Annotated in this window: 13 protein-coding genes, 1 tRNA gene and 1 pseudogene; 6 read left to right on the top strand and 9 right to left on the bottom strand. The window is 62.1% G+C overall.

The window, feature by feature from the left end; translation table 11 throughout:
- Positions 1–243: 243 nt before the first annotated feature.
- The 6 genes from H9S92_RS16015 to H9S92_RS15990 form a co-directional block, all read right to left on the bottom strand.
- Positions 244–317, bottom strand: a tRNA-Pro gene (locus H9S92_RS16015).
- Between the two features lie 16 nt (positions 318–333).
- The gene (locus H9S92_RS16010; protein ID WP_187467701.1) at positions 334–2,622 is read right to left on the bottom strand and encodes an FdhF/YdeP family oxidoreductase; all 2,289 of its coding nucleotides are present in this window, start codon (positions 2,620–2,622) and stop codon (positions 334–336) included.
- 145 nt (positions 2,623–2,767) lie between these two features.
- The gene (locus tag H9S92_RS16005) at positions 2,768–5,419 is read right to left on the bottom strand and encodes a protein-disulfide reductase DsbD family protein (RefSeq protein WP_187467700.1); all 2,652 of its coding nucleotides are present in this window, start codon (positions 5,417–5,419) and stop codon (positions 2,768–2,770) included.
- Positions 5,420–5,585: 166 nt separating this feature from the next.
- Positions 5,586–6,356, bottom strand: coding sequence for a dihydroneopterin aldolase (folB, locus tag H9S92_RS16000; protein ID WP_187467699.1), 771 nt, complete (start codon positions 6,354–6,356; stop codon positions 5,586–5,588).
- 123 nt (positions 6,357–6,479) lie between these two features.
- Positions 6,480–7,250: a hypothetical protein gene (locus tag H9S92_RS15995; protein WP_187467698.1), complete on the bottom strand. Its 771-nt coding sequence runs from the start codon at positions 7,248–7,250 to the stop codon at positions 6,480–6,482.
- Positions 7,251–7,346: 96 nt separating this feature from the next.
- Positions 7,347–7,934 (bottom strand): RNA polymerase sigma factor, encoded by a 588-nt coding sequence (locus tag H9S92_RS15990; protein ID WP_187467697.1) that lies wholly within the window; start codon positions 7,932–7,934, stop codon positions 7,347–7,349.
- Positions 7,935–8,236: 302 nt separating this feature from the next.
- Here H9S92_RS15990 and dusB point away from each other — a divergent pair.
- The 6 genes and pseudogenes from dusB to accC all read left to right on the top strand — a co-directional run bounded on the left by dusB (position 8,237) and on the right by accC (position 14,984).
- Positions 8,237–9,233, top strand: a pseudogene (dusB, locus tag H9S92_RS15985) (tRNA dihydrouridine synthase DusB).
- Positions 9,230–11,224, top strand: a complete 1,995-nt coding sequence (locus H9S92_RS15980) for an OmpA family protein (protein ID WP_187467696.1) — start codon at positions 9,230–9,232, stop codon at positions 11,222–11,224. The pseudogene dusB and the gene H9S92_RS15980 overlap by 4 nt, the downstream one beginning before the upstream one ends.
- A 193-nt stretch (positions 11,225–11,417) precedes the next feature.
- Entirely contained in the window at positions 11,418–12,143 is a 726-nt protein-coding gene (gene radC / locus H9S92_RS15975) for a RadC family protein (RefSeq protein ID WP_187467695.1), read from the top strand.
- Between the two features lie 299 nt (positions 12,144–12,442).
- Positions 12,443–13,009 carry an elongation factor P gene (efp, locus tag H9S92_RS15970; RefSeq protein ID WP_187467694.1) on the top strand — a complete coding sequence of 189 codons (567 nt, stop codon included), beginning with the start codon at positions 12,443–12,445 and terminating at the stop codon, positions 13,007–13,009.
- Between the two features lie 7 nt (positions 13,010–13,016).
- Positions 13,017–13,526: an acetyl-CoA carboxylase biotin carboxyl carrier protein gene (accB, locus tag H9S92_RS15965; RefSeq protein WP_187467693.1), complete on the top strand. Its 510-nt coding sequence runs from the start codon at positions 13,017–13,019 to the stop codon at positions 13,524–13,526.
- Positions 13,527–13,628: 102 nt separating this feature from the next.
- Positions 13,629–14,984 carry an acetyl-CoA carboxylase biotin carboxylase subunit gene (gene accC / locus H9S92_RS15960; protein ID WP_187467692.1) on the top strand — a complete coding sequence of 452 codons (1,356 nt, stop codon included), beginning with the start codon at positions 13,629–13,631 and terminating at the stop codon, positions 14,982–14,984.
- Between the two features lie 99 nt (positions 14,985–15,083).
- On the opposite strand, the gene H9S92_RS15955 is transcribed toward accC, so the two are convergent.
- Genes H9S92_RS15955 through H9S92_RS15945 form a run of 3 tightly spaced genes read right to left on the bottom strand, consistent with a single transcriptional unit; the run spans position 15,084 to position 25,535 of the window.
- Positions 15,084–23,630, bottom strand: a complete 8,547-nt coding sequence (locus H9S92_RS15955) for a SpvB/TcaC N-terminal domain-containing protein (protein ID WP_187467691.1) — start codon at positions 23,628–23,630, stop codon at positions 15,084–15,086.
- A 22-nt stretch (positions 23,631–23,652) separates the two neighbouring features.
- Positions 23,653–24,834: a hypothetical protein gene (locus H9S92_RS15950; RefSeq protein WP_187467690.1), complete on the bottom strand. Its 1,182-nt coding sequence runs from the start codon at positions 24,832–24,834 to the stop codon at positions 23,653–23,655.
- A complete protein-coding gene (locus H9S92_RS15945) occupies positions 24,831–25,535 on the bottom strand; it encodes a porin family protein (RefSeq protein ID WP_187467689.1) in 705 nt (234 codons plus the stop codon). Before H9S92_RS15945 ends, H9S92_RS15950 begins: the two co-directional genes overlap by 4 nt.
- Between the last annotated feature and the right edge of the window lie 529 nt (positions 25,536–26,064).

Genomic DNA, 26,064 nt, shown 5'->3' with positions numbered 1-26,064 from the left:
CGTCGCGTACTGCGTGCTCGAACCTGTTCGGCCTCGGGAGAGGGGGAAGGCTTGGAGAAAAGGGAAGTCGGGATGACAGGATTGCTCCTACGTCGCGTACTGCGTGCTCGAACCTGTTCGGCCTCGGGGGGAGGGAGGCCAAGAGAAAAGGGAAGTCGGGATGACAGGATTGCTCCTACGTCGCGTACTGCGTGCTCGAACCTGTTCGGCCTCGGGGGGAGGGAGGCCAAGAGAAAAGGGAAGTCGGGATGACAGGATTCGAACCTGCGGCCTCGTCGTCCCGAACGACGCGCGCTACCGGGCTGCGCTACATCCCGAAAGTGAGGCCGGGCCTCATTTCTGGTGCAAATATATTTTAACCCGCACAGATTTACTAATCGGCGTATTACTCCCCCTAGCCGTGCGGGAAATGGGCACCAGCACGTTCGCTTCGGGAAAATAAGTCGCCACATTGCCCCGGGGAATGGGGTAGGCAACCACGCGAAAAAGGCGGGCGTGCCGCGTTTCGCCGTCGTAGCTGCTGCTCAGGTCTACGCAGTCTCCGGCCGTCAAATTGGCGGCGGCCAGGTCGTCCTCGTTCATCATCACGACGCGGCGTTCGTTGTGGATGCCCCGGTAGCGGTCGTGCATACCGTATATGGTCGTGTTGTACTGGTCGTGGCTCCTGACGGTCATCATCAGGTATTCCCCGGGTTCCAGGGTGTGGTGGCTGACGGGGGAGGTGCTGAAGTGAGCCTTCCCATCGGGCGTGTCGAAGCGGCGGTTGCGCGGTCCATTGGGCAGGTAAAAGCCGGAGGGCTCGCGCACCCGCTCGTTGTAGCGCTCGAAGCCCGGCACACAGGCGGCAATGGCGTTGCGGATCTGGTCGTAGTCGTTGGCCATTTCCAACCAATCAACGGTGCTTTTGCTGTCCAGGGTGGCTTGGGCCAGTTCGGCGATGATGGCGCATTCGCTGCGGAGTTGATCACTGGCCGGCGCGAGGACGCCCTTGCTCATCTGCACTACCCCCATCGAGTTTTCACAGCTGACAAACTGTTCGCCGCTGGCCCGTAGGTCGATCTCCGTCCGACCGAGGCAGGGCAGGATCAGCGCTTTGGTTCCGTGGACGACGTGGCTGCGGTTGGGCTTCGTAGAAACGTGTACCGTCAGGGCACACTGCCGCAGTCCCCGGGCGGTATACAGCGTATCGGGGGTGGCCGACAGGAAGTTGCCGCCAAGGGCGAAGAAGACTTTGGCCCGGCCCTCCGTCATGGCCTTGCAGCTGTTGACCACATCGAAGCCATCCCGGGCGGGCGGTTCGAAGTTGAAGTGGCTGCGCAGTCGCTCCCGAAACTCCGGCTTGAGTTTTTCCCAGATGCCGACGGTGCGGTCGCCCTGCACGTTGCTGTGGCCGCGGACCGGACAAATGCCCGCACCGGGCTTACCGATGCTGCCCTTGCACAAGAGCAAATTCACCATCTCCTTGATGACGTCCACACTGTTTTCGTGCTGGGTCAGTCCCATGGCGTAGCAGAGCACGATGCGCTCCGAAGCGATGATCATTTCGGCGGCTTCCTCGGCTTCGGCGCGGGTGACGCCGCAGCCCGCCAGACAAGCCTCCAGGTCGGTTTCCTCCAGCATCCGGACCCAAGCTGCGTAGCCAGAAGTATGCTGAGCGATGAAATCCTGATCGAATACCCTGCCGGGGGCTTTGGCCTCGGCGGCCAGCAGGAGTTTACAGATGGCCCTGACGAGCGCCAGGTCTTCGTTGATCCGCACTTGCAGGAAAAGATCCGTCAGCGCCGTACCTCCGGTGAGGATTTTAAGGGGGCGCTGGGGATTGATGAAGTTCAGCAAACCCGTCTCCGGCAGCGGGTTGATGCTGATCATGCGGCCGCCGTTTTCCTTGCACTTTTCCAAGGCGCTCAGCATCCGCGGGTGGTTGGTACCGGGATTTTGCCCGACGCAGATGATGAGGTCAGCTTGGTGAATGTCTTCCAGCGTTACGCTGCCTTTGCCGAGGCCCAGGACTTCGCCCAGGGCCGTTCCGGTGCTTTCGTGGCACATGTTGGAGCAGTCCGGGAGGTTGTTGGTGCCGTACTGCCGGACGAAGAGCTGGTAGAGAAAAGCGGCCTCGTTGCTGGCCCGGCCGGAGGTGTAAAAAATGGCTTCGTCGGGGCTGTCCAGCGCGTTGAGTTCGGTGGCGATGATCCGGTAGGCCTCCTCCCAGGGCACCGGCGTGTAGTGGCTGGCCCCCGGCGCGAGGTACATCGGGTGGGTGATGCGGCCGGATTTGCCGAGTTCAAAATCCGTCATCTCCCCCAGTTGCTCGATGCTGTGGCGGGCGAAGAAGGCGGGGTCTGCCCGCCGCCTGGTCGCTTCCTCGGCAATGGCTTTCACCCCGTTTTCGCAGTACTCAGCTACGGGCGTGCGGCTGTCGTCGGGGTCGGGCCAGGCGCAGCCCGGGCAATCGAAGCCATTTTTCTGGTTCAACTTGGTCAGCAGCCGAAGGCCGTCGCCGTAGTGCATGTGCTCATCAACGTGCTGGAGGGAATAGCGCAGGGCGGGCAGGCCGGCGGCGTGCGCGGAGCGGGCCTTAAGTTCCAGGTCGTGCAGGCGTTCCGGCGTCAGTTCGGTGGGCATGGGGGGAGTGTTTGTCGTTTAAGCCGCAGCGGGCAGCTGCCAAGATACGGCATAACATGGCGTGCGGCCTTGCCCCGCTCCCCGTCCCGTTCTCCCCCTTCGGGGGCCGGGGGGAGCACCTGCGGCCGCGCCCTACGAACCGTGCTTACTTACTACTCACCAGCCGCTGGTAGGTGCTCAGGCCACAGGCCAGGAAGTTTTTGTACTCTTCCACGTCAGGCGTGTAGGCCACCGGCGGGTTGAGCGTGACGCCATCAGGGCTCACCAGCACGTAGTAGGGCTGCGAAGAGCGGGCGTAGACCGTCTGCTGGAAATAGTGCCACTTCTTGCCCACTTCGTTGATCAGCAGCGTGCGCCCGGAACCATCGAGGCGCTGCACTTCGCGGTGTTCGGCCGGGGGCAGGGCCGAACGATCATCGGTGTAGAGGCTGATGATGACGTACTCATCCGTCAGGTAGCGCTTCACCTCGTTTTCCGTCCAGACGTTTTCCTCCATTTTCCGGCAGTTGACGCAGGTGTAGCCCGTAAAATCGAGCATCACGGGCTTGTTCACCTGGCGGGCGTAGGCGAGGCCTTCCTCCAGGTTCTTGAAAGGGGTGATGTTACGGGTTGCATCGCAGGGCAGGAAGTAGTTGTAGCAAACCGGCGGGGCAATGCCACTCAGCAGGCTGAGGTTGCGGTAAGTGCCCGTCTCGCTGCTCGTGGTCAGGCCGAGGAGCAAGTAAGCCGTAAAGGCGATGCCCGCACCGCCCACCACGCCGCCAATGACGCCGATCTTCCGCTTTTTGCTGTCGAGCGGAAAGCTGATGAGCTTAAACAAGTAGGCCGCAATGCCCAGCGCGCAAAGGATCCAGATGAGGAGAAAAGGCTCGATCCGCAGCAGGTCCCACTCGCCCACCAGGTCGGCATTCGACAGGAACTTGAAGGCCAGGGCAATCTCCACAAAACCCAGCACCACCTTCACGCTGTTGAGCCAGCCCCCGCTCTTGGGCAAATTGTTGAGGAAGCCCGGGAAGGCGGCGAAGAGGGCAAAGGGTAAGCCCAGCGCCACCCCGAAGCCCGCCATGCCGGCCGTGAGCGGCCAGGCCCCGTCGCTGACGGCCTCCACCAGCAAACTGCCCAGGATCGGACCCGTACAGCTGAAACTGACCAGCGCCAGCGTGAGGGCCATGAAAAAGATGCCGATGATGCCCCCGGCCCCTTCGGCGCGGCTGGCGCGGTTGCTCCAGCTTTCGGGCAGCGTCAGCTCGTAGAAGCCGAAAAAGCTGCCGGCAAAGAACAGGAAGATCAGGAAAAAAGCTACGTTGAGCGGTACACTGCTCGCAATGGTATTGAGAATGCCGGGGTCCAGCCCATCCAACAGGTGAAAGGGCAAACTCAGCAGCACGTAAATCAGGAAGATGAAAAACCCGTAAAGGCTGGCCCGGCGAATACCCTCTGCGCGCGTGCCCCCGCTCTTGGTAAAAAAGCTGACGGTGAGCGGAATCATCGGGAAAATGCAGGGCATCAGCATCGCAAAAAGCCCCCCGATGAAGCCGAGGCCGAAGATCGTCCACATCCCCTGCCCGGCCGTAACTTCCTCACCCTCACTGCAGGTGCCCACCGGCGCAGGATCGAAAGCTACGGTAATGCCCAGTTCGTTGGCGGGCAAAACGCTGGCCCCGCCGCCGCTGGATGCCTGGCCAGTAAGACCATCAACGCTGGCCACGGGCGTTGGTCCGCTCAGGTCGAGGGTGAAAGGCACTTCCTTGGGGGGAAAGCACATCTCATCGTCGCAGGTCTGGTAATAGACGTAGCCTTCCAACATTTTCGCCCCGTTCAGGGCCACCGTTTGTTGGTACACCACATTGCCGCCTTCGATTTTGGCCATGTCGGCACCCCAGACTTTGTCGTACTTGACCTTCAGCGTGGCGCTGATCTCTTCCACTGGGCCCAGGGTGGTGACGCCGTCGGTGGTTTTGACGAAAAACTCAGTGGGAATGGCCCCGGGGTCGGGGTCCACGTCTTTGCTGTACATCGTCCAACCCTCCCGCATATTGCCGGTCATGCGCAGGCGGTACTGGTTGGGGGCCAACTGCTCGGCGGTGAAGACCCAGCTTACCGGGTCATCGGCAGTAGCGGCGGTGCCCACGGCCGTATGGATGGCCAAGGGCGTAGTAGGGGTATAGGGCGCGGCCGCAGGTGCTCCCCCCAGGCCCCCCGAAGGGGGGAGATCGGAACGAGGAGCAGAGGAGGTCTGGCTGCCAGCGTTCCCCGTCCCGGGATTGCCGCTATTATCGCCAGCCCCAGCAACGGCGCCGGGGGCAGCGGTGGAGGTATTGGCCCCCTGCCGGGGTCCCGACGGGGGTAAGACAAAAGAGTGCACCACATCCGTCGGGGGCAGGCACTGCTCGTCGTCGCAGCACATGTATTCCACCGCCACTTCAATCGGCGTGGCGTAGTCTTTCACCACCACGCGCTGGGTGAAGTACGTGGGCTCGTCGCTGAGGAATTTGATGACCTCCACGCCAAACATTTCGTCCATCCCGCTCTTGCGGTGTCCTTTTTCTTCGGATTTGCCCACCAGCTCAAAATGCTTGCCCTTAGTCCACATAAATGAGGTGGGGATCGGCCCCCCGTCTGGCGTATACTGGCTGTAGATGGCCCAGCCCGCTTCGGCCGAGGCTTTGGCGATGAGCCGGAACTCATCCCCCTGCACCCGCTCGTAGCTGAATTCCCAGCGGATGGGGCTGGCAAATTGCGCCAGCAGCGCCGCGCTGCCGAAGGCAAAAAACAAGAGCAGTAAAGGACGCAACATGTTGGAAAGCACTTTAATAAGGCAAAGATAGAAACGACAAACGCCACCCCGGCGGGGTTTAGTACTACAAATGTAATACTTTACTTTAAACTGATGAAGAAGCGTGCTTTTTACCGCCTGGTTTTCGCCAGTACCATGTGCGTTGTTCTATGGTGGGAGCGGGAGTTTACTTGAAATCGTCGGGGTCGAAATCGGGGAAGTTCATATCACCAAAGTCCATGCTGTCCCAGTCCATATTGTCGAAGTCGTCGTCATCGAAGTCATCGTCGTCGTCGAATCCTTCGAATCCGTCGTCGTCGTCATCCCCTCCCAGGGCGGCGAGTTCATCGTCGTCGAAGTCATCGTCAAAATCCTCGTCGTCGTCCTCGTCGTCGAAGGCATCGGCGGGCAGGGGGGCGGGGATGGGAGGCGGAGTTTTCTTGGGGGTGATGCCGCTGAGCCCGCCGGCCGCGAATCCCCCGTCGAGGCTGTCGGATTTGGGGTAGCCGCCGGAAAAGCCGTCGTAGCCGCCCCGGGGAGCGGGGTCTTCGAAGGTATCCTGCCGGCCGGGCTGCCCGCCGCCCAGGCCGCCGGTCCGGCTCCCTCCCAGGTTTACTTCCACCACGGCCGCGCCCACTGACCCGCCCAGCGGAGGATTGATCTTGCGCAGCCGCAGGTGGACAGAAAGGACCGACTCAAACTGGTTCATGATCCGGTTGGCCATGCGGTAGGCCAGCGCTTCGAGCAGTTGGGTGGGCTTTTTCATCTCAGCCTGCAGGAGGTAGTAGATGGTGGCGTAGTTGACCGTGCCGCCCAGGTCGTCTTCCTGCGCGGCACCGGTGATGGAGGCTTCTACCTCCACATCAATACGAAACTCGTTGCCCATCAGGTGCTCTTCCTTGAAGAACCCGTGGGGAGCGTAAAAGCGTACGTCTTCTAGTCCGATTTTAGCGGTCATCGCCGCAAGATACGGCCCCGGCCTGCGGATGCGGAAATTTTGGTATTGCAGGTGGATATATAGGCTGTTTTTTAGCCTGCTGTAGCCCCCATTACCCTTTACTCTTTTCCTCCTTTCCTCCCTTTACTGCAGTTGTTCCAGCAGTTTTTGGGCTTCGGCCAGGTAAGGATGCTCGGGGGTGCCGACGATGTATTCCAGGGTGACGATGGCCGCTGCGGGGTCTCCGCTGCCGAGTTGGGCCAGGGCCAGGTAGTAGGCGGCTTCGGCGGCCAGGTTGAAGTCCGGGTCAACGGTCAATGGCCCCAGGGCGCGGGCGGCCCCGACGAAGTCTTCGCTGCCCAGCAAGCTCTGGCCCAGGTAAAATTGCTGCACGGCGCTGCCGGGCAACTGGGCAAAGCGCTGGGCGGCGGTGGCGTAGTCTCCCGCTTCGTAGGCCAGGTAAGCCGCCGCTTCCGGGGGCTCTTCCGTTCCCCCCCGCTCAATTACGTAGGCGATGTTGGGGTAAGCCTTGAACTCGGCCATGGCCAATTGGGCGGGGTCCTGGTTAGCGTCCGGGCGGAGGAGGGTAAACCAGGCCAGCGTCAGCACCAGCAAAAAGCTGGCGGCAAAGGCCAGCAGGCGCAACACCCGGCGGCGGGGGACGAGCGGGGCAACCCTGGCCCCCGTCTCCGCCGTCCCCGCCCCTTGCAGGGAGGCTTCCAGCCGCTGCAGACGGGCCTTCAGGGCGCGGTCTTCGGCCAGCTCAATGGCCGCGATGGCCCGCTCAGTAGCGGCCAGCTCCTGGCTCAGGTCGGCATTGCGGGTGATTTCCGCTTCGAGCTCCCGGCGCTCCTCCCGGCTGGCGCGGCCGAGCAGATAATCGTCGATGCGACCTTGTGTTTCTTCTTTGCTCATTATCCTGAAATTAACGGCGGGCACGTTGGTCTCCCCGCGGCCCCAGGGGGCGAAACGCACGTGAAAAGTGCCGCGAGAATCCCCTGGTGCTCTTGCCTAAGACTGGGGAAGTAAAATCGTTTTCAATTGGTCCAAACAGCGCATCTTTTTGATCCGCGTAGCACCGGGAGAGCTTAAATTAAGGGTACTCTGGATACTTTCTATCGGGTAGTGGTGGTAGTAAAAGAGGGTGAGGATTTGCTGGCAGGTTTCGCCCAGCTTGGCGATGCCGTGGGCCAGCAAGGCCCGGTCGTGGTCTTGGTCGAAGCGGTTGAGCAGGCTCAGGTCCAGCTCGCTGCTGGGGTCGTTGCCCAGGCCCAGTCCCGCGTCGGGGTCCGTCGGCATCTCCCGGTGGCGTTGCTGGTTGCGGCGGTACACCATGCGCTTGCCCACGGCAAACAAGTAGGTGCGGATGCCGCAAGTCAGCTCCGTAAGCCGCCCGCTGACGATGTTTTTGTAGAAGGCAATGACCGCGTCCTGAAAGCAATCGGCGGCGTCCTCCTCCGTGGCGAAGAGCTGCCGCTGGGCGTAAGTCAGGAACGCCGCCCGGTGGCGAACGTAGAGTTCATCGAGCAGTTCGTGCCTTCCGGAGCGGATGGCGTCGAACAGGGCAGTGTCTTCTTGGGGCGTTTCCTTCACTTCCACGGAGCAATAATTTAGTGTCGTTGCCCAAAAGTAGCGCTTTCAGCCGCCAATTTGTTGCCACCATCGTGGTTACAGTGCTCTATGGCCCCGCAAAAGCCGGTGTTACGCATTTATCCACTTTTTTTTCATGTATGGGGGCGCGGACGCAGGTGCTGGCAAGGGCGTTAAAAACAGGCAATGGACGGCGGTTTGGCCAGGCTATCTCCTCCGTCCTTATCTTTGCACCTGCGGCCGCGCCCAACATCCCGGCAAACTACCGGGGGGCGGCCGGCGTTCATCAGCGAATCAGAAGGGTACTGCCCATGGTAAAAATAGCCGACATCGAACTGGGGGAATTTCCCCTGCTGCTGGCCCCGATGGAAGACGTCAGCGACCCCCCCCTTCCGTGCCCTCTGCAAGGGGCAGGGCTGCGACCTGCTGTACACCGAGTTCATCAGCGTCGAGGGCCTCATCCGCGACGCCGATAAGAGTGTGGCCAAGCTCGATATCTACGACTACGAGCGCCCCATTGGCATCCAGATCTTCGGAGCCAACCTGGAGAGCATGGTCCAGGCCGCCGACATCGTTGAAGAAGCCCAACCGGAATTGCTCGACATCAACTTCGGCTGCCCCGTCAAAAAAGTCACCTGCAAAGGCGCTGGTGCGGGCATTTTGCAAGACATCCCCAAGATGGTTGCCCTCACCAAGGCCATCGTAGAGCGCACCAAGCTCCCCGTCACCGTAAAAACCCGCCTGGGCTGGGACGATAACACGAAGTACATCGAGGAAGTAGCCGAACGCCTGCAAGACGTGGGCATCAAGGCCCTTTCCATCCACGGCCGCACCCGCCAGCAGATGTACAAAGGGGAGGCGGACTGGACGCTGATTGGCCGCATCAAGGAAAACCCCCGCATCAGCATTCCCATTTTCGGTAACGGAGACATTGACAGCCCGCAGAAGGCCGAAGCCTACCGGCAACGCTATGGCGTGGATGGCATCATGATTGGCCGTGCCGCCATCGGTTACCCCTGGATCTTCCGGGAGATCAAGCACTACTTCGCCACCGGTACCCTGCTCCCCCCGCCCACCATCGACGAACGGGTGGCCGCCGCCCGCGAGCACCTGGAGCGGAGCATCGACTGGAAAGGGGATAAGCTGGGCGTGCTCGAAATGCGCCGCCACTACACCAACTACTTCCGGGGCCTGCCCGGCATCAAGGAATACCGTAAAACGCTGGTCAGCGAGTTCGAACCCGCCACCCTCTTCGCCACCCTCGAAGAAATGCGCGAGGTCTACGCCGATGAAGCCTTCCTGTTATGATGGACCCGAGGCCGGACAGCCGCCGCCGGGCGGTCCGCATGGCTACGGTGGCCACGCTCTGGGTTGCGCTGGGCCTGGGCAGCCTCCTGGCGCAGGGCACCCTCCTGACCGCCCCCAGCAACAACGGCGAAATCGAAATTGAAAACTGCGCGCGCATCAACGGCCGCGAAACGGAGTTTGGCCCCGCCATCTATGGCTCCGACCTGGTTTTTCTCACCCGGCCCAAACGGGGCAGCATCGACCCCGTCACTAAGCAAACCTACTTCAAACTCTTCCGCGCACCCCTCTCGCCCGATGGCGTGCCCGGCTACCCGTCCCGCTTTTCCGTAGAGCTCAACTCCAACTACAACGAGGGCCCGGTATCCTTTACCCAGGATGACCGCGTCATCTACTTCACCCGCACCCAGTTGCGCGATGGTGTATCGGTAGCGGACCCCACGGGCAAGGCCAACCTGGGCATCTACTCCGCCTACCGGGCGGAATACGATTGGGCGGACGTGCGGCCCATGCCCTTCAACGGAGCGAATTTCAGCAACCAGCACCCCGCCCTTACCCCCGATGGCCGGCGCATTTACTTCGCCAGCAACCGCAACGGTGGCTACGGTGGTTACGACCTCTACTTCAGCGATTACCACGACGGCCGCTGGAGCCCGGCCATCAACCTCGGCCCCGAAATCAATACCGAAGGCAACGAAGCTTTTCCCTACATCCACCCCAGCGGCCGCTTGTTTTTTGCCAGCGACGGACACGGAGGCCTGGGGGGCTACGACCTTTTCCTCATCGACCTGAGCCAGCGCCGCTGGGGCAAGGTCATCAACCTGCCCGCTCCCGTCAATTCCTCCGCCGACGACGTAGGCATTACCCTGACCAACGATGCCGCGCGCGGCTACCTCGTCAGCAACCGCGCTGGCGGCAAGGGCAAAGACGATATTTACCTGCTGCGCTTCGCCCGGGGCTTCGCTTCGCTGCGCGGGCCGGAGATGGACGGGGAAGTGCTCACCATCTACGACGGGTCCACCAGCCAGCGGGTGGCGGGTGCGGAAGTATGGCTGGGCGAAGTGGACCCCGCCGGTCGGCTCCCCGCCCCTTACTACTCCTTTCAACTGGAGCAAACGGGCGCGGGGCGCAGCATCCGCCCGGTGGTCAAGCCCATGGGGCAGCTGGGCCTGCCGCCTTTGCGCTCTGACCGCGAAGGCAACGTCCGGCTCGAACTGGCCACGGGCAAGACCTACGAGGTGCACGTCGCCATGCCCGGCTACGCCCCGGAGACCCTCCGCTTCCTCTACACCGCCGAAGGCCCCAGCCGACTGCTGGCCATCACCCTCCAGCCCACCGACTGTGTGTTGCTGACGGGGCGGCTGACGGATTCACGGGGCGCGGGGGCCGGCAACGTTCCGCTCCAGTTCCGGCCCATCGGCTGCACCAGCGGCGGAGTATCGGCCGTCAGCGACCTTTCCGGCTACTACGAAGTTTGCCTGCGGGCCGACTGCGGCTACCTTCTCTCCGCCGGCAGGCTGGGCTTCGCTACGGGGGTAGCTGAAATCAACGCCGATCAGCTGCGGGCCTCGGCCCACCCCCGCATCAATTTAGCCCTCCAGCCCGAAGGCCTCGTCACCCGCCGGGGCACCGACGCCGACGCCGCCAGCCTGGCCCTGCCCGCCATCAGTTTTTACAGCAACACCGCCATTTTACAGGAAGAGCTTTCGCGCGATCTCGACATTCTCGTCCAGTTGCTGCGCGACCGGCCGGATATTCAACTGCGGCTCATCGCCCATACCGATGGTCGGGAGGCGGCCGATCAGCTCGTTTTGCTGGGCGATAACCGCGCCGAGGCCGTCCGGCAGGCCCTCATTCGCCGGGGCATTGCGCCCGACCGCCTGCGCACCCTCTCCTACGGCAACCGCTTCCGGCTGCGGAATTGCCTGGCCTGCACCGAAGAAGACTACGCCCTTAACAACCGCCTGGAAGCCCGCGTGATCGGCGAAGAATAAGCCGGATTTTTGCGCGGCCGCAGGTGCTCCCCCCCGACCCCCCGAAAGGGGGAGTAGGGACATGGAGCAGGGTGAGGCGAAACAGTACGATTTTAATTTTAAATGTTGAAAATTTAAAAATTAATCAACAAAAAATTTATCTTTGCCTCCAAGCAAGTGTTTACCCTTTCCGTTTCGCCCTCTTCCCGAAACGATGACCCAGTACGTTGATCCCCCGGCCCCCTTACGCATCCAGGACCTGGCTGCGGATGACCAGCCACGCGAGAAACTCGCCCGCCACGGCCCAAGTGCACTTTCCGATGCGGAGATCGTCGCCATTCTGTTGGGCTCTGGCTTGCAGGGTACGTCGGCGCTGACCCTCGCGCGGCAGCTACTGCGCTCCGTAGAACACAACCTCCACGACCTGGCCCGCAAGGAGATTGCCGACCTGGAGCGCCTGCCGGGCATCGGGCCAGTCAAAGCCCTGCGGCTGGTGGCGGCCCTGGAACTGGGGCGCCGGCGGGAAGCGGCCTGGGACGTCGAAAAACCGGTACTGGGAAGCAGTGAGCAGTCTTACCGCTACCTGCGCCCCTTGCTGGGGGATTTGGCGCACGAAGAATTTCACCTGCTCTGCCTCAACCGTGCCAACCGCCTGCTGGGCCGCCACCTCATCAGCCGCGGCGGGGTAACGGGAACGGTGGCAGACGCCCGGACGATCTTCCGGGCAGCCCTCTCCCACGGCAGCGTGGCTTCCCTGGTACTGGCCCACAACCACCCCAGCGGCCAGGCCTATCCCAGTCAGGCGGACCTGGCCCTGACGCGCAAACTCAGCGCGGGTGCCCGCAACCTCGATCTGTACGTCCTCGATCACCTCATCATCGCTGGCCAATCTTACTACAGCTTTGCCGACGAAGGCGTCCTCTACCCGGAAGACGACTAAGGGCGGCAGAAGATTGGCCCTAACACAGCGCACTAACGCCAGCGCCCCCGTCCGCTATCCTGGAGACCGGATGCACCCGGTTTTTTCTGCCGGATGGGGGGCATTCGGGCTGCCTTGGTCCCCGTCTGCGCCCGCCGGGAGCGCCCGAAAGGACGGAAAAAGGGATCTGCGCCGGCCGATAACTGGGGCCCGGAGGTGCGCTAAAGATGGCAAGTGCTTATCTTCGCGCCACTTAACCAGGCAGTGGGCGGAGCGGACACCCCTTCGCGCACCCAAAACCAAGTTTCAAAGCAGCTTTCATGGCCAGTACTTCAGACATCAAGAACGGCTTCACGTTCCGCCACAGTAACGACATTTACACCGTCGTCGAATTTCAGCACGTGAAGCCCGGCAAGGGTGCCGCCTTCGTGCGTACCAAGATCAAAAGCCTCTCTACGGGCAAGGTCCTTTCGGAAACTTTTCCCTCTGGCCATAAGGTCGACGAGGTCCGTGTAGAGCGGCATAAGATGCAATTCCTCTACAAAGATGACATGGGTTACCACTTCATGAACGCCGAGTCTTACGAGCAGGCCGCCATCGGGGAAGCCTTTATCGACAATCCTGGCATGTTGCGGGAGGGCGATACGGTGGAAGTTTTGTATAATACAGCCGATAACACGCCGCTTACCATCGACCTGCCCCAGTACGTAGAAATGGAAATTACCTACACGGAGCCGGGAGTGAAGGGAGATACGGCCACCAACACCCTCAAACCTGCCACGGTGGAAACCGGTGCGGAGGTTCGGGTGCCACTTTTCATCAACATTGGCGACCGGATCAAAATCGATACCCGTACCAATACTTACGTCGAGCGCGCAAAAAACTAGACCCAGCATGAACTTGAAAGACATCCAGGAACTGATCAAGCTTGTCGCCAAGTCAGAACTTTCCGAATTCAAATTTAAGGACGGTGAAGTGACCGTGCACATCCGCGGCAAATCTTACGGCGCCGGCGGAGGTGCTGCCCGCGATGCCCAGTACGCCCCCCCGGCCATCATCAGTATGCCCGCTGCTGCTGCGGCTCCCGCTCCTGTTGCGGCACCTGCTGCCCCGGCGGCTGCTCCCGCGGCGGCCAAGGCTGCTCCCTCCGAAGGAGAGGGCAAGCTGGTGGAAATCAAGTCGCCCATGATCGGTACTTTTTACCGCTCGCCCTCGCCCGATAAAGATCCCTACGTGAAAGTAGGCGACAAAATCGCGAAGGGGGATACCGTCTGCGTAGTGGAAGCTATGAAGTTGTTCAACGAGATCGAATCAGACTTCTCCGGCAAAATCGTCAAAGTCCTCGTCGAAGATGCCCAGCCCATTGAGTACGATCAGCCGCTGTTTTTGGTGGACCCCTCTTGATCCTCCCCCAAGTAACAAACGCAACTTTTCTTCCAGCACGCCAGGGAAGCGGCGGCCCATACCACGGGGTTTGCCCACTCCCCTACCATAAAGACTTGTACCATGGCTGAGAAATTCAAAAAAATCCTCATTGCCAACCGGGGCGAGATTGCCCTGCGCATCATCCGTACCTGCCGGGAAATGGGCATCAAGACCGTAGCCATTTACTCTACGGCCGACCGCGAAAGCCTCCACGTCCGCTTTGCCGATGAGGCCGTCTGCATCGGGCCACCCGCTTCCTCCGAAAGCTACCTGAGCATTCCCAAAATCATGGCTGCGGTGGAAATCACCAACGCCGACGCCGTACACCCCGGCTACGGTTTCCTCTCCGAAAATGCGGATTTTGCCGAAGTGTGCCAGGAGTACGGCATCAAGTTCATTGGCCCGCGCCCCGAGCAAATCCGCCGCATGGGGGATAAGATCACCGCCAAAGACACGATGATCAAGGCCAAGGTTCCCGTAGTCCCCGGCAACGGCGAACTGCTCAAAAGCGCCGCCGATGGCCTCGAACAGGCCGCCGCAATGGGCTACCCCGTAATGATCAAAGCCACCGCTGGCGGCGGCGGCAAAGGCATGCGGATCATCAACAGCAAGGAGGAGTTCCAGCGGGCCTGGGACAGTGCCCGCGCGGAAGCCAAAGCCGCCTTCGGCAACGATGGGATGTACCTCGAAAAGTACATCACCAAGCCCCGCCACATCGAAATCCAGATCATCGGCGATCAGTACGGCAAGGTCATTCACCTCTCCGAGCGCGATTGCTCCGTACAGCGCCGCCACCAGAAACTGGTGGAGGAATGCCCCAGCCCCTTCATGACCGACGAGCTGCGGGAGAAAATGGGACAAGCGGCCATTGAGGCCGGGAAAGCCATCAACTACGAAGGTGTAGGAACGGTGGAATTCCTGGTCGATGCCGACCGCAACTTCTACTTCATGGAGATGAACACCCGGATCCAGGTCGAGCACCCCGTGACGGAAGAAGTCATCGACCACGACCTGATCAAGGAGCAAATTAAAATTGCCTACGGAGAGCCCCTCTCCGGTGCCAATTACTATCCCAAAAGCCACGCCATCGAGTGCCGGATCAACGCCGAGGACCCCTGGAACAGCTTCCGCCCCAGCCCCGGCAAGATCAGCAGTTTCCACAGCTCCAAAGGCCAGGGCGTGCGGGTGGATACCCACGTTTACGCCGGCTACACGATCCCGCCCTTTTATGACAGCATGATCGCTAAGCTCATCGTTCGCGCTCCAACGCGGCAGGAGGCCATCACGAAAATGGAACGTGCCCTGGATGAGTTCATCATTGAGGGCGTCAAAACCACCGTCCCCTTCCACCAGTGGCTGATGAAGCAACAGGATTTCCGGGACGGTAATTTTGACACCGGTTGGCTCGGTCAGCAAGAACTTCCGGAGGGGAAGTAGACGTCCCTCGCCGTACCCTTTTCCACGGCACCTGCGGCCGCGCCCAAGACCACTAACGGCACCTTGGGCGCGGCCGTTTTTGCTTTATCACCGGTCGTTTTACCGCCAAAATACCCGCCGGACGTACCCCTTCAGCTGGTTCATTACCCCCGGGCGGGGGCGGGCGGGCTCCTGTGGTGGTCCCGCCGCCCTGGCAATGCTCTGGGCGTAGCGCAGCAGGTTGCGTTTTTCCTGGGCTGCCGTCCGGGCCGCCGTACCTCCCCCCGTCACCTGCCCGTGTTTGATGCGGCGATAGTATTTCTGCCGGGTTTTGGCGGGATGCTCCTGGCCGAAGAACTTTTCGTAATAGCCCTTGTCGTAGGCCAGGCCATCGGCCACCACGTCGATTTCGCCCGTGCTGGGGTCATAGACTTTTAATTGTCCCAGGGGAACGGCTACGTAGCCCCTCCTTTTGGCTTCATCGTTGCCATCCAGGTCGTCATCGGAATGGTGATTGTACCCTTCGGCTCCATCTTCCATCCGGCTGTGGGTGTGGATGTCAGCCACCACTTCCACGAAAGGCAGCGTGGGCGGTAGGTCTACTCCGCTTTCTTCCCCGCGCACGGGGTCGTCGTAGAAGTACACGGTCTGCCCCCGCAGGGTCGTCCGGTAGATGTTGGCTCCCCGCTCGCGGTTGTCCTGGATGGAGGCCTTGTTGTGGATGTTGGCAAAATTGATCGCCGCCGCCACTTCCGTGGGGTAGAAGTCGAAGGCAGCCCGGCCGTCGGGGTCCACAAAACGCAAAGGGTTGTGCAAACCAAAGGCGTAGGGATTGTGCCCGGGGAAGGCCTCGGCCATCGGATCTAAACTGAGCCAGTGCCCGTCTTCCGGGTTCAGGTAGCGGGCCCCGAAATAGTTGAGGCCGCTGGCGGGGTCTTCCTCCTTGCCATTGAAGGTAAACTTCAGCGGCGCGGCTTTGCGCTCCTGCTCCACCAACAACTCACCCGAGGGCAAGTAGGCCCGGTAGGTGCTTACGGCACCGCGGGCGTCCGTTACCCAGGTTACGTTGCCCAGGTGGTCGCTGTGGTAGTACGAGCCCACCACTTCGGGGAATACGCCGTAGCCCTCGTAGCCGTAGCCAGCGCCCAGGCTATCGCGGCCCGGCGGACTACGGTACCAGGTGGGCGGCCCGGGTGGGCCCGTCGGGTCCGGCGGGCCACCCGGGCCTGGGGGGGCCTGGCCCGGGGCGGAACCAAAATCGCCTCCCGCACTCGTCGGCAGGGGGTCCCCCGTAACGCCGGGCTGGCCGTAGTAGCCCGGCAGCGTCGGCGGCCCCGGGGGCAAACCCAAGGCCAGGTAATAATTCCACACCGTCTGCGTCAGGTCGTTCATCCGGGCGGTATAGTTCAGGTCTCCCGCCGTAAGGCCGCCCGCGTACCAGTAAATGTTGTTGAATTCTCCCGTGCCCTGCTTGGTCAGCAGCCGCTGTCCATCGGCAAAGTAATGCTTGGTGAAACTGCTTTTGGTAAAGCTGAAAAACGGCGATACGTAGGCGGTATAATTCCCGCTATGGCTCACAAAACCCGCCGGCGCTCCGTCCGTAAACACCCCCCGCAGGGTGCCAGTGCTCTGGATGGCCCGACTGCCTGACGCCGTATAAGTGTAACGGGTGATGGTGCCGTTGTCGCTGAATTCCATCAGCCGGTCTTCTTCGTCCCAGCGGCTTTGCTGGTAACGGTAGCTGCCCGCCTCGCCGGTGTAGCCCAGCAGATTGCCATTCGCGTCGTAGTGGTGTTGCCGCCCACCCAGGGTCTGGATTCGGTGGGGGTAGCTGGGTTCCGTTACCAGGCGCCGATCGAAGCTGTTTAGCGCATCCACCGCGCCGTCATTGCGCAGTTCAAGCTCCCGCCGGGTTTGGTTGTAAAGCGCATCGTGGTCGACGAAGTAGGTGTAGCTTTTGGTCCCCTCCGCCAGGTTGAATTCCCCGCTGGCTTCGGTCAGGCGGTGGAGGGGGTCGTACACGAAACGCTCGCGGTAGCTGCCGCCCAGGCCATCCTGGGGGCCGGCCGTTTGTTCCCTGGTCTCGAGGTTGCCCACCGGGCTGAAGCCCAGGCGGAGGTTTTGCAGGGCCACCCCGTTGGCCATGATGCCCACTGTGGCGGGCCGCTGCGTGAGCGGGTCAAAAGTCAGCGTTTCCTGCGCGTCGTTGCCCAGGGTTTTGCTTACCGTGCGGCCAAAGACGTCGTAGCGAACGTCTTTGAGGTAGGTGTAGTGGTTGCCGTCTTTTTCGCCGCTCATGGTCTCCAGTTGGCCGGCGGCGTTGTAGCCATACGCTACGAACTCCCCGTCGGGGTAGCCCATCCGCTGCTCACGCCCCCAGCTGTCGTAGGCCATTTCGTGGATGAAGGTCCGCACGGTAGATTCATTGATCAGTAGCGTCCGGATGGTCTTGTTCGTCTCGCCGTGGGCGTCGTAGAAGTACTCCGTCCCGCCGCTGGCATCGAGGCATAAGACGATGCGCCCGCGGCGGTTAAACCCGGCCTCTGGCCCCCCGTAACTGAAGCTGACCTTATTCTGGAAGTTGATGGGGTAGATGATTTCCCGCAGCCGTTCGTGGTCGTAGTGGTAGATGATGGCTCCTTGCTCCCCCAGCGTTTCCCGCAGGTTGGGCGTATGCTTGCGCACGATGTTGTCCGCCAGGTCGTACACCTTTTCGGTGCGCCCTCCGTCGGCGGGGATCTCGGCGGTGCGCCGGCCCAGGCGGTCGTATTCGTAGCGCGTGGCAAACCCGCCGTCGTCCACCACCGCCCGCAATTCCCCCAGTACGTTGTAGTCAAAAACCGTGGTGATCGTTGTTGTGTCCGCCTCGCGCAGGTAGGCTTCCTGCCTGCCGCGCTCGTCGGTGAGGGTCGTTTCCCGGAAGCCCAGGGCATCGGTCATCTTTTCCTGAAACAGCAATTCGCCCGTAGGCCCGGGCACGATGCCGTATTCCAGGGTGCTGCGGGAGCCGTCGGGCAGGGTCATGCTCGTCGGCCGGTCCAGTACATCGTAAGCAGACGTGGTGGTGGGCGCGGCCGCAGGTGCCGGGTGAAGTCGTCCGGGAGCCGGGTTCGCCGCCAGGGGGTAGCCCTCCCGGATGGGCCGGTCAAATGCGTCGTAGCCCATCTGCCCGCTAATCCGGAATTGCTCCTGGCCGTCGATGACCGCTGCGTGCTGCCGCTGGATGACCCGCCCCAGCCCGTCGAGGAAGCTGTGGCTGGTCACCACCCCATCCCGGTGGGGGTCGTAGCGCTCCGTCGTGGCGTAGGGCGGATCTGCCGTGGGGTAAAAGCGGAAACGAAAACTGAAAACGGAGTCTTTCGGCAACTTGATTTCCCGGACGCGGCCGTGGGGATCGAGGGCGTAGCGTACGGTATGCCCGTTCACGTCCGTTGCCGCCACCCGCTGTCCGTAGCGAAACTCGTACTCCGCCGTAGAAACGTAGCCGTAGCTGTCTTCCGTCCGCAGTACGTACATCCGTTCCACCGTGTCAATCGTGTAGGTGTAGCGCATGCGTTCCCCGGCCTCATTCGGTGGTCGTGTGCTGGTCAACACATTCCCCCACGCATCGTAGGTGTAATCCCGCACGGCCGCTGTGTTCTCGTCCAGGTACTGCCGGAGTTGGAGCACGTTGCCTCGCTCATCGACGTCCAGTTCGCTGTGCCGCAGCAGTTCTCCGCCGCCGTAAACCCGCAGGGCGGTCAGGCGGTCGGCCTTAAACACCGTTGCGGGGAGCGGGGCGTATTGGTAGTCGGTGCGCAATTCATCCTCCGGGCTCCCATCGCCAAAGTCGGTTTTACTCAGGATTTGCCCGAGGCTGTCGTAGCGGAAAGTCGTCCGTCGGCTCAGCTGTGGCGCAGCGGCGCCTTCGTAGAAGTTCTCCGTCCGGGCCACCAACAGGGGGAAGGCCCGGCCCTGGTCGGAGGCCAGCAGCGCGGGCGGCAACTCCGTCTGGGTCGCGGGATTGGTCAGCAAGTAAGTAAAGACGGTCTCCCGGTAGCGATTCCCCGCAGCGTCTTCGGTGTACTCGCGCAGCAGGAGGTTGCGGTCGTAGAAATTATTGTTGGCGTATTCCAGGGTGTGGCTGCGGTAGGGCCGGTCCCCATCCTCCGTATCCAGCTCGGTGCTGATCGTCTGGGCAAAGCCCAGGAATTCCCGCTCGTGGCGGTCGTGGTTGGGGCCTGCGTAGGCCAGCCTTGTCTTGCGCCAGGCGGGCCCGTCGCCGTCTGCCCCGTCGTTGAGACGGACCTCGCTCAGAACGTATTTGGCGAAGGGCAAGCCGTAGTCGTTGCCAGCTTTGGTATAATCCAGTTGGATGGTTGCGCCGAGGGGGCGGCGGATTTCCCGCAAGAGGTTGACTTTACCGAGGGTGGAGCGACGGACCATAATTTCGTTGTCGCGCGTAGCCATCACTTCGTCCAGGAATCCGTCTCCGTCTACGTCATCGAATTGGCTCAGGACCCGGCTGACGCCCCGTCCGGCCGATCCGCTGGGGTTCACACAAACGCGGATGAAAAAAATGGGGATACAAACGGTGAAGGCGAAATTGACCGATTCCGCCGTAGCGTCTCCTTTGTCGTAGGGTTCGGTGAGCCGGCCCCAGTTGATGGCCGGTGCGTAGCCTGATCCGGTGTTCAGGGCCACGCGCAGCATTCGGGTGTCGGGGTTGTAAGAAAGGGCGTCGGCCAGGCCGTCGTTGTTCATGTCCTGGAGGCCTGCGGTGCTGTAGTTGTCCGTGCGGGTAATGGCTACGCCGGCGGCAAAGCTGTTGTTGCTCACGTTGATGCCGCCGCCGCCGCCGTAGTCCATACTCACCCCCCGGCGAATGTCGGCAAAGCCCCAGTTTTCCCGCCCCCCGAAGCGATAACCGTAGTTGAAGGCCACGTCGCCGTTGTCCCACACTTTGTCCGCCAGCCCGTCACCGTTGATGTCGAACCAGCTGTGTACCGTGTAGTCGTTGTCGATGGCAAAGTTGACGCTGATGGAGCCCCCGGCTTCCGCCGATTCGTTGGCCGACTGCGCCTTCGCGCCCTGGTTTTTGGTAGTGGTCTTGGCCCGGCGGGAACGGCGACGGCTGCCCTTTCCGCTGCTGTCGCCAGAGTTGGTGGGGGAAGAATCCACGAACTTGCCGCCCGCCGTCCCCCCCAGGGCGCTACTTTGGGCAACGTGGCTGCCAAAGCCGTGGCGATAGGTGCGGTTGCTCAGGCCGCCGTAAACCGTCGTGTACTGCGCCAGGGTGGGCGAAACGATATCGGGGTAACGGTCGCCGTTCAGGTCCATCACCTCCAGCAGGTTGGTGGTGGTGTTGTCGGCCTTGCTGCCCGCCAGGCTGGCTGGCCCAAAACCCACGCCCACGGAGACCGCCCGGATACGGGCTACACTCGCCAGCGGTGGGGCGGAACTCCCCGTGCCAAAGTCGGGCGTCAGCACCACATCATCCTGCCCCAGGCGGGAACTCGATTGGTAATCCGCCCCCAGCAGCGTCAGGTTATCATAGCCCTGCCAGTAACCATCTTTGGGGCTGGCCACCATCACCACGAAGGGCTCCTGCGTTGGGTCATTGGCCAGGCCTTCAAAGTCGCTGAAGTCGGGGTTGTCGGGGTCAATCTCAATGTCCTCTACGTCCTCCTCGTCAATGTCGGGCTCCGTCAGGCGCAAGTTGGCTTCAATGATGCCCGTATTTGCGGCGGCCCCTTCGCCCCGGTACACGAACTGCCCCCAGCCCCGGTACTGTGGTCCGAGCAATAACTCGTCGGGACTCCGCTTGCGGTACACCCCGTAGGGCACGGGCAGCCCCCCCGGAAGGATTTGCCCGATGGGCCGAATGGCGAGGGTTAAATTCCTCAGGGCATTGGCCAGGGCGGCGGGTCCGAAAACCTCCACCCAGACCTCGACCCCCGGCGGCACCACCAGCGTATCCCCAACGGCCATTGCACCTGCGAGCGCGCCAAACAGGAATCTTTCGTAACGGTGGTATACGGTATCGGGGCCCCGCACCACCAAAGTGAGCCACTCCCCGGCGAGCTGCACGGGGGGGAAGCCCAGGTCGAGCGACAGCGAATAGGTGAAACTATCAGTCTGTGGCCGCCAACGGTCGCCCTTGCGGACAATTTTCGAGTGCAGCGTATAATCAATGGCCGGGCAATAGCTGTAGAGGTCTTCGCCCTCGGGGCTGACCACCACGGTGCCGTCATCGGCACTCCGGTAGACGAGGCGGGGCGACCAGGCGGGGGCCGTCCAATCAATGGAGCTGTTGGCCCGCATCGTCAGTTGCAACTGCTCCTCCGCCGCCACGGCAAAGTTTTCCAGCCGGATGGCCGCTTCCGTCACCACCGTATCCGGCGCAAAACTTTGGCGGAAAATCACGTTGCCGCCGCGGCGCAACTCCAGGTGGAGGGTGTCCGTTAGCACGGGCTTGCTGAAGGTCCCCACCAGGTCAACCCGCCCCGCCAGTGGCATGGCTACGGTCTGGCAGCTGGCCAGCAGAAAGTCTTCGCTGGCCTGAAAACGGTAGCGCGGGCGTCCGTTGAGGTCCAGCTCCGTCAAATCTTCCCCGTCGTAAGTGATCACGGGGTCCCAACTCACGCGGTCGAAGGCCCCATCGAGGATGGACTGCACCCGGAAGTAAATCCGCTGGCCCGCCACCACCGGGATGTTTCGCAAGTCGGGCACCCGTGGGGCATAGTCGTTGGCGGGCAGCACGGCCGTAAACAATTGGATGTTGGGGATGCCGAGGTTCCCCAGCGCGCCACCGAGTTCAATGCTTACCCGCACCCCGTCTTCCCGGCTGTAGGCATCGATGCCCGGCTGTTCGACGAGGGCGACGGCCCCGGAAATGGAGATCTGCCCCGCGCACGGTGCCTCCCAGCTGCGGACTACGTCGTGGCGGGGTGTTTGGTCCAGCAGTTCTTGTTGCTCGGCGGGGTCAACCTCCACCAGCCCCCCGTCGGGGTTGGCCCCGGCCACAATGGGGCTGGGCGTGTCGCCACTGTTGAGGGTGAAGGTGGGGTTGCCCTCCCCGTCAAGGTGGTTGAAATAAATGCGGCCCCGGTGGAGCACGTCGAGCAAATCGTCCCCGTTAAAATCATTGAAATAGGTAGTCGTGGTCGTGCGGGCCGTAGTGTTTTCGTAACCCGCAAAGAAGGGGGTGATGTTGGCCTCAAAGCCAAAGTTGTTTTCGGCCGTTTCCGTGACGCTGAAGTCCCGCAGGCCATTGACGGGGCGAACGGGCCCGAAACTGGTCTGCCCGCTGGCAGATCGGTTCTCGCGCCAAACCAGGTCGTTGCCCCGGCGGAACAACTTATCGGGCAAAGCGTCGCCATTGATGTCGACAAAGGCCAACAGGCCGTTGGCCGAGCTGCTGCCCAGGCCAATCGTTCCGCCCACGGTGAGTTCTTTGGAGCCGGGCGGGCCGATTGGCCCCACGGTAGCGGCCGTCCCCCCTTGCAGGCTGGTAGAGCCCGCCCCGCCGAGTGCGGAGATTTCACCCGTGAAGCCGGGGATGGGGTTGAGGATGTTGCCGCGGACGTTATCGTTGCCCGTGTCCCAGGTCTCCGCAGCGCCGAAGGCCGAAAAATCCCCCGCTGGCAGCCCGTGGTAGGCAAAGCGGTGGCTGGCCAGCACACTGCCATCGGAGCCGAATTCGGTGATGTCCTCCAGCAGGCTTTGCTGAAAGGGGCCCGTTTGGTAGCCCAGTTCGTAGTGGCGCACGGGGGTGCCGCGGTAGCTGATCTCGATGCGGCGCAGGAGGTCGGCCACCACTTTTTTGTGCCCGCTGTTGTAGTCGGTCCGTACGTCCGGCCGACGGCTTTCGCCCAGTTGGCGGTCGCGGCGGAAGCGGATTTCATAGGGTCCTTCCTCCGTTCCGTAGCCGTTGTAGGTGATGAAGTCGGGGTATCGCTCAGTACCGCTTTCGGTGGAGTTGGCGTGGCCGGTGTCTTCCTGGAGGTGGTAGTGGTAGTCAATGCGATTGCCGTATACGTCGGTACTGCGGACGAGGGCCCAACTGCTGATGTTGCCAGCGGGGTCACGGAGCAGGGCATCGGCCCTCAGTCCTTCGGAACTACCGCCGTAGTACTCCACCAGTCCATCGGGGTAGGCGATTTCCCACCAGTAGTTGCGGGGGCCGTTGCCGTGGCGGGTAATTCTTTGGAAGTCGCTTTCCACCCGGGGGTTAAAGCTGCGGTCGGCGGCGCGGGGCCGGCTGGGGCCACGGTGGGCAACGGGGGCGAGCATATTGCCTTCCAGCAGGTAGGTTTCCGTCTCCGTAGCGGGGTCGTAGCGGGGTACGCCCCAGCGGGTTTCTACGTCGATGCTGGGCAGGCTGAGGTCCCAGCCCCGGCCCAACCAACCGTGGAGGTGGTCGGAGGCGTAAGACAGGCCCAACAGGGGAGCGTGGCCCTTGCGGGCGGGCGGCAGCTTGATGGGGTAGCTAAGGTGAGCTCCGCCAGTGGGGTTGGCTACGGGCGGCTCTATCAGCGCAATGCCGTCGGCGGGATTGGCCACCGGCGACGTCTCCTGGGGCGAAAGGAGGCGGTAAAGGGGCGGCGGACTGGCCGGAGCCTGCGCCAGGCAGTTCACCGGCAGGGCGCAGCAGACGATGAGGAGCAAAAGAAGCCAGGTTTTCATGGCAGTGGGCTTTTGGGAGGGATTACTGGACGACTACGAAAAGGGCTTGCGTAGGCCCATGGGGGCGCGGCCGCAGGTGCAGGGTATAGGTGCCGGGAGCGGGGAAGGTCAGCTCCGTCAGGTGGTGGGTCGTTGGGGGCAACCAACGCTCTTCCAGTTGCCGGCCGTTGAGGTCATAAGCGCTGAGGTGGAGGGCTTGGGGCACCGCCAGCGCTATCCGCAATTGGGTGGCTTGGCCGACGGCGACGGGGTTGGGGCTAAGGTGGGCCAGCGCCGGGTCTTCTGTAGGCCCGTCCGTCCGGGCCCCGGTAATGGCCAGCTGAAAATAGGCTGTGCCGGCGGGGAGCGGGAAGAGTAATTCACCTTCGGACGGCGTTGGCGGCAACAGCACGGTTTGCCCGTCGGCCAGCTCCACGGCGAGCGCCCAGCCTTCGCCCGTGGCCAGTCGCTCAAAAAGGGAGCGGGGCTGGATGCTCAGCCAGGTTGTGTCGGGTACCGCGCCGTGGGTTTCCACGCGCCAGCGCCGTTGGAGTCGGTCTGCGCGGCGGGCGGTGGGCGCTCCGTCGTCGGCTACAACGAAGTAGGCCGTAGCCGCCGGGGCTTCCCGCCAGCGCAGTTGCAAAAGCTCCGGGGCCAAGACGGAATATCCCGCCGTGCGCAGCAAGCCCGCCGTGGTGTCGACGGCCAGCCCGACGATGCGGTGGCGGAATTCCGGGGCCGCCGTGGCCGTCCAGACCGGGTAACTGCCACCTTCGGCAGCCGGGGCCAGGTAATTCGTTGGCAGCCCTTGGTTAAGGGTGATGCCGTGGCGGAGGGCCAGGTAGCTTTCCGTAAGCTGCCGCTGCCCGGGGCTCAGGAGGGTGGGATAGACCAGGACTTCGCCGGTCTCCCCCAGCCCCTGCTCCTCCATCCGCCACCCGGCACCTGCGTCCGCGCCCGATTGTACAAAGGTCCGCAAAGTGAGGTGCGTCGGCGGAGCAAGGTGCAGCACCGTACTGTCTGAGCGGTCCACCAGGCGATGGGTAGTCAACGTAAGATCGCCGTATTGCCAAACCACGGCCTCGCCCCTTGCCGGGGGGTGCACCGTGAAAATGTAGTAGCCGCCCGCCCCGGCCAACCCGGGGACGGGAACGGGCTGCGCGCCCAGATGGTGGGCCACAAAAAGCAATACCAGCAGGGCCGGGAAATGGGGATAGCACCTCATGGGAATTCGATTAGCCAGCCGAGGGTGATCTGGAAACCACTGCTCCGGTTGGTGTTTTCAATGAAGTTGAAGCCGTTGGCCCTGGTCTCCAAAACGTCTTTGAGACCCAATACGTAACGGGCCTCCACCATGAGGCCGAAGGGGAAATCGTAGCCCGCCTGCAGCAGTACGTTGATGTCGTTACTCCCCACCAGCACCTCCCGCAGGCTTTGCTGGATCTGGAGGTCGGGGCCCAGTTCGGGCATGTTGCTGAGGTAGGTCAGCTTATCCGTTGCGACGTTGAAAGCGACCTGGGCACCCACCCCAAAGTGCAACCCGCCGCCGGGGTAAGTCTTGATCAGGCCACCCAGGCTGAGGTACTGGTAATTAAAACCGATGCTGTACTCCAGGTCGCGGACGTCGGAGTAGTTGAAGTCGCCGCCCCGGCTGGCGAAAAGGATTTCGGGTTGAATGGCGAAGCGCGATTTGTAAAAGCGGTGGTAAAACACCACCCCACCGGCAAAGCCCAACTGCGGGGCAATCTCCGTGCTGTAGCTGTCCTGCGGAAAAACGTCGGGGATGATGGTGGTGCCGATTTCGGCAATGCGGTGGTAGGTTGCCCCGGCTTTGAAGCCGTAAAACCAGGTGTCGGCTTCGGGCTGCGCACGGAGGCTCCCCACCGTGCTGAGCAACAGCAGGGAGAAAAGAATTCGGCTGGTCATTGTTAAATACCTTGATTAAATAAGCGAAAAGTGGGCCAGCGCAAGGGATGCGTCGCTAAAGTCGGCCCCCGTTTGTGGCGGTTGGCACCGGGGGACAGTCTACCTGGCCCGGGTGGAGAGACCTTCAATTGACGCCGTGCCCACATCCCGGCGGGTGTCGACTGGCCAGGCGGGGCACGGGTCAATCAAGGTAAGCGCTCACCCGCTCGCCCGCCACTGGCAAGGAGGGCACCACGGCGCGGGAGAGCAGAAATGGCTTTGTGTCGGTTTTTCATTGGGATGCTATGAATTTTGGGTGAGCAACCAACAATCGGTTGGTCCACAAAACTCAGGTACACGACCCTTTGACTGCAATTTTTGGGGCCGGACATCTACCGGACAGGCGCAGAAAAAGCTGCTTGCTGGCTGAATTACCGGGAGGGCGGGGGATTAGTGCTAGGCTGTCTAATTAGCCAGGCCGCAGCCGTACTCACTTTGGCCAACCGGGGGAGGCTCAAGCGCTTAATAGGTCGAGACCCTCTGGGTCGTA

It is taken from the genome of Neolewinella lacunae, assembly GCF_014349155.1.
GTDB lineage: Bacteria > Bacteroidota > Bacteroidia > Chitinophagales > Saprospiraceae > Neolewinella > Neolewinella lacunae.
The sequence above is the reverse complement of the archived record's forward strand: the minus strand, read 5'-3'. Positions and strand labels throughout refer to the sequence as shown.

Bases quoted from the DNA above. Each gene is read 5' to 3' on its own strand.
- H9S92_RS16010 (WP_187467701.1), bottom strand. From the start codon at position 2,622: ATGCCCACCGAACTGACGCCGGAACGCCTGCACGACCTGGAACTTAAG.
- H9S92_RS16005 (WP_187467700.1), bottom strand. From the start codon at position 5,419: ATGTTGCGTCCTTTACTGCTCTTGTTTTTTGCCTTCGGCAGCGCGGCG.
- folB (WP_187467699.1), bottom strand. From the start codon at position 6,356: ATGACCGCTAAAATCGGACTAGAAGACGTACGCTTTTACGCTCCCCAC.
- H9S92_RS15995 (WP_187467698.1), bottom strand. From the start codon at position 7,250: ATGAGCAAAGAAGAAACACAAGGTCGCATCGACGATTATCTGCTCGGC.
- H9S92_RS15980 (WP_187467696.1), top strand. From the start codon at position 9,230: ATGATGGACCCGAGGCCGGACAGCCGCCGCCGGGCGGTCCGCATGGCT.
- radC (WP_187467695.1), top strand. From the start codon at position 11,418: ATGACCCAGTACGTTGATCCCCCGGCCCCCTTACGCATCCAGGACCTG.
- efp (WP_187467694.1), top strand. From the start codon at position 12,443: ATGGCCAGTACTTCAGACATCAAGAACGGCTTCACGTTCCGCCACAGT.
- accB (WP_187467693.1), top strand. From the start codon at position 13,017: ATGAACTTGAAAGACATCCAGGAACTGATCAAGCTTGTCGCCAAGTCA.
- accC (WP_187467692.1), top strand. From the start codon at position 13,629: ATGGCTGAGAAATTCAAAAAAATCCTCATTGCCAACCGGGGCGAGATT.
- H9S92_RS15955 (WP_187467691.1), bottom strand. From the start codon at position 23,630: ATGAAAACCTGGCTTCTTTTGCTCCTCATCGTCTGCTGCGCCCTGCCG.
- H9S92_RS15950 (WP_187467690.1), bottom strand. From the start codon at position 24,834: ATGAGGTGCTATCCCCATTTCCCGGCCCTGCTGGTATTGCTTTTTGTG.
- H9S92_RS15945 (WP_187467689.1), bottom strand. From the start codon at position 25,535: ATGACCAGCCGAATTCTTTTCTCCCTGCTGTTGCTCAGCACGGTGGGG.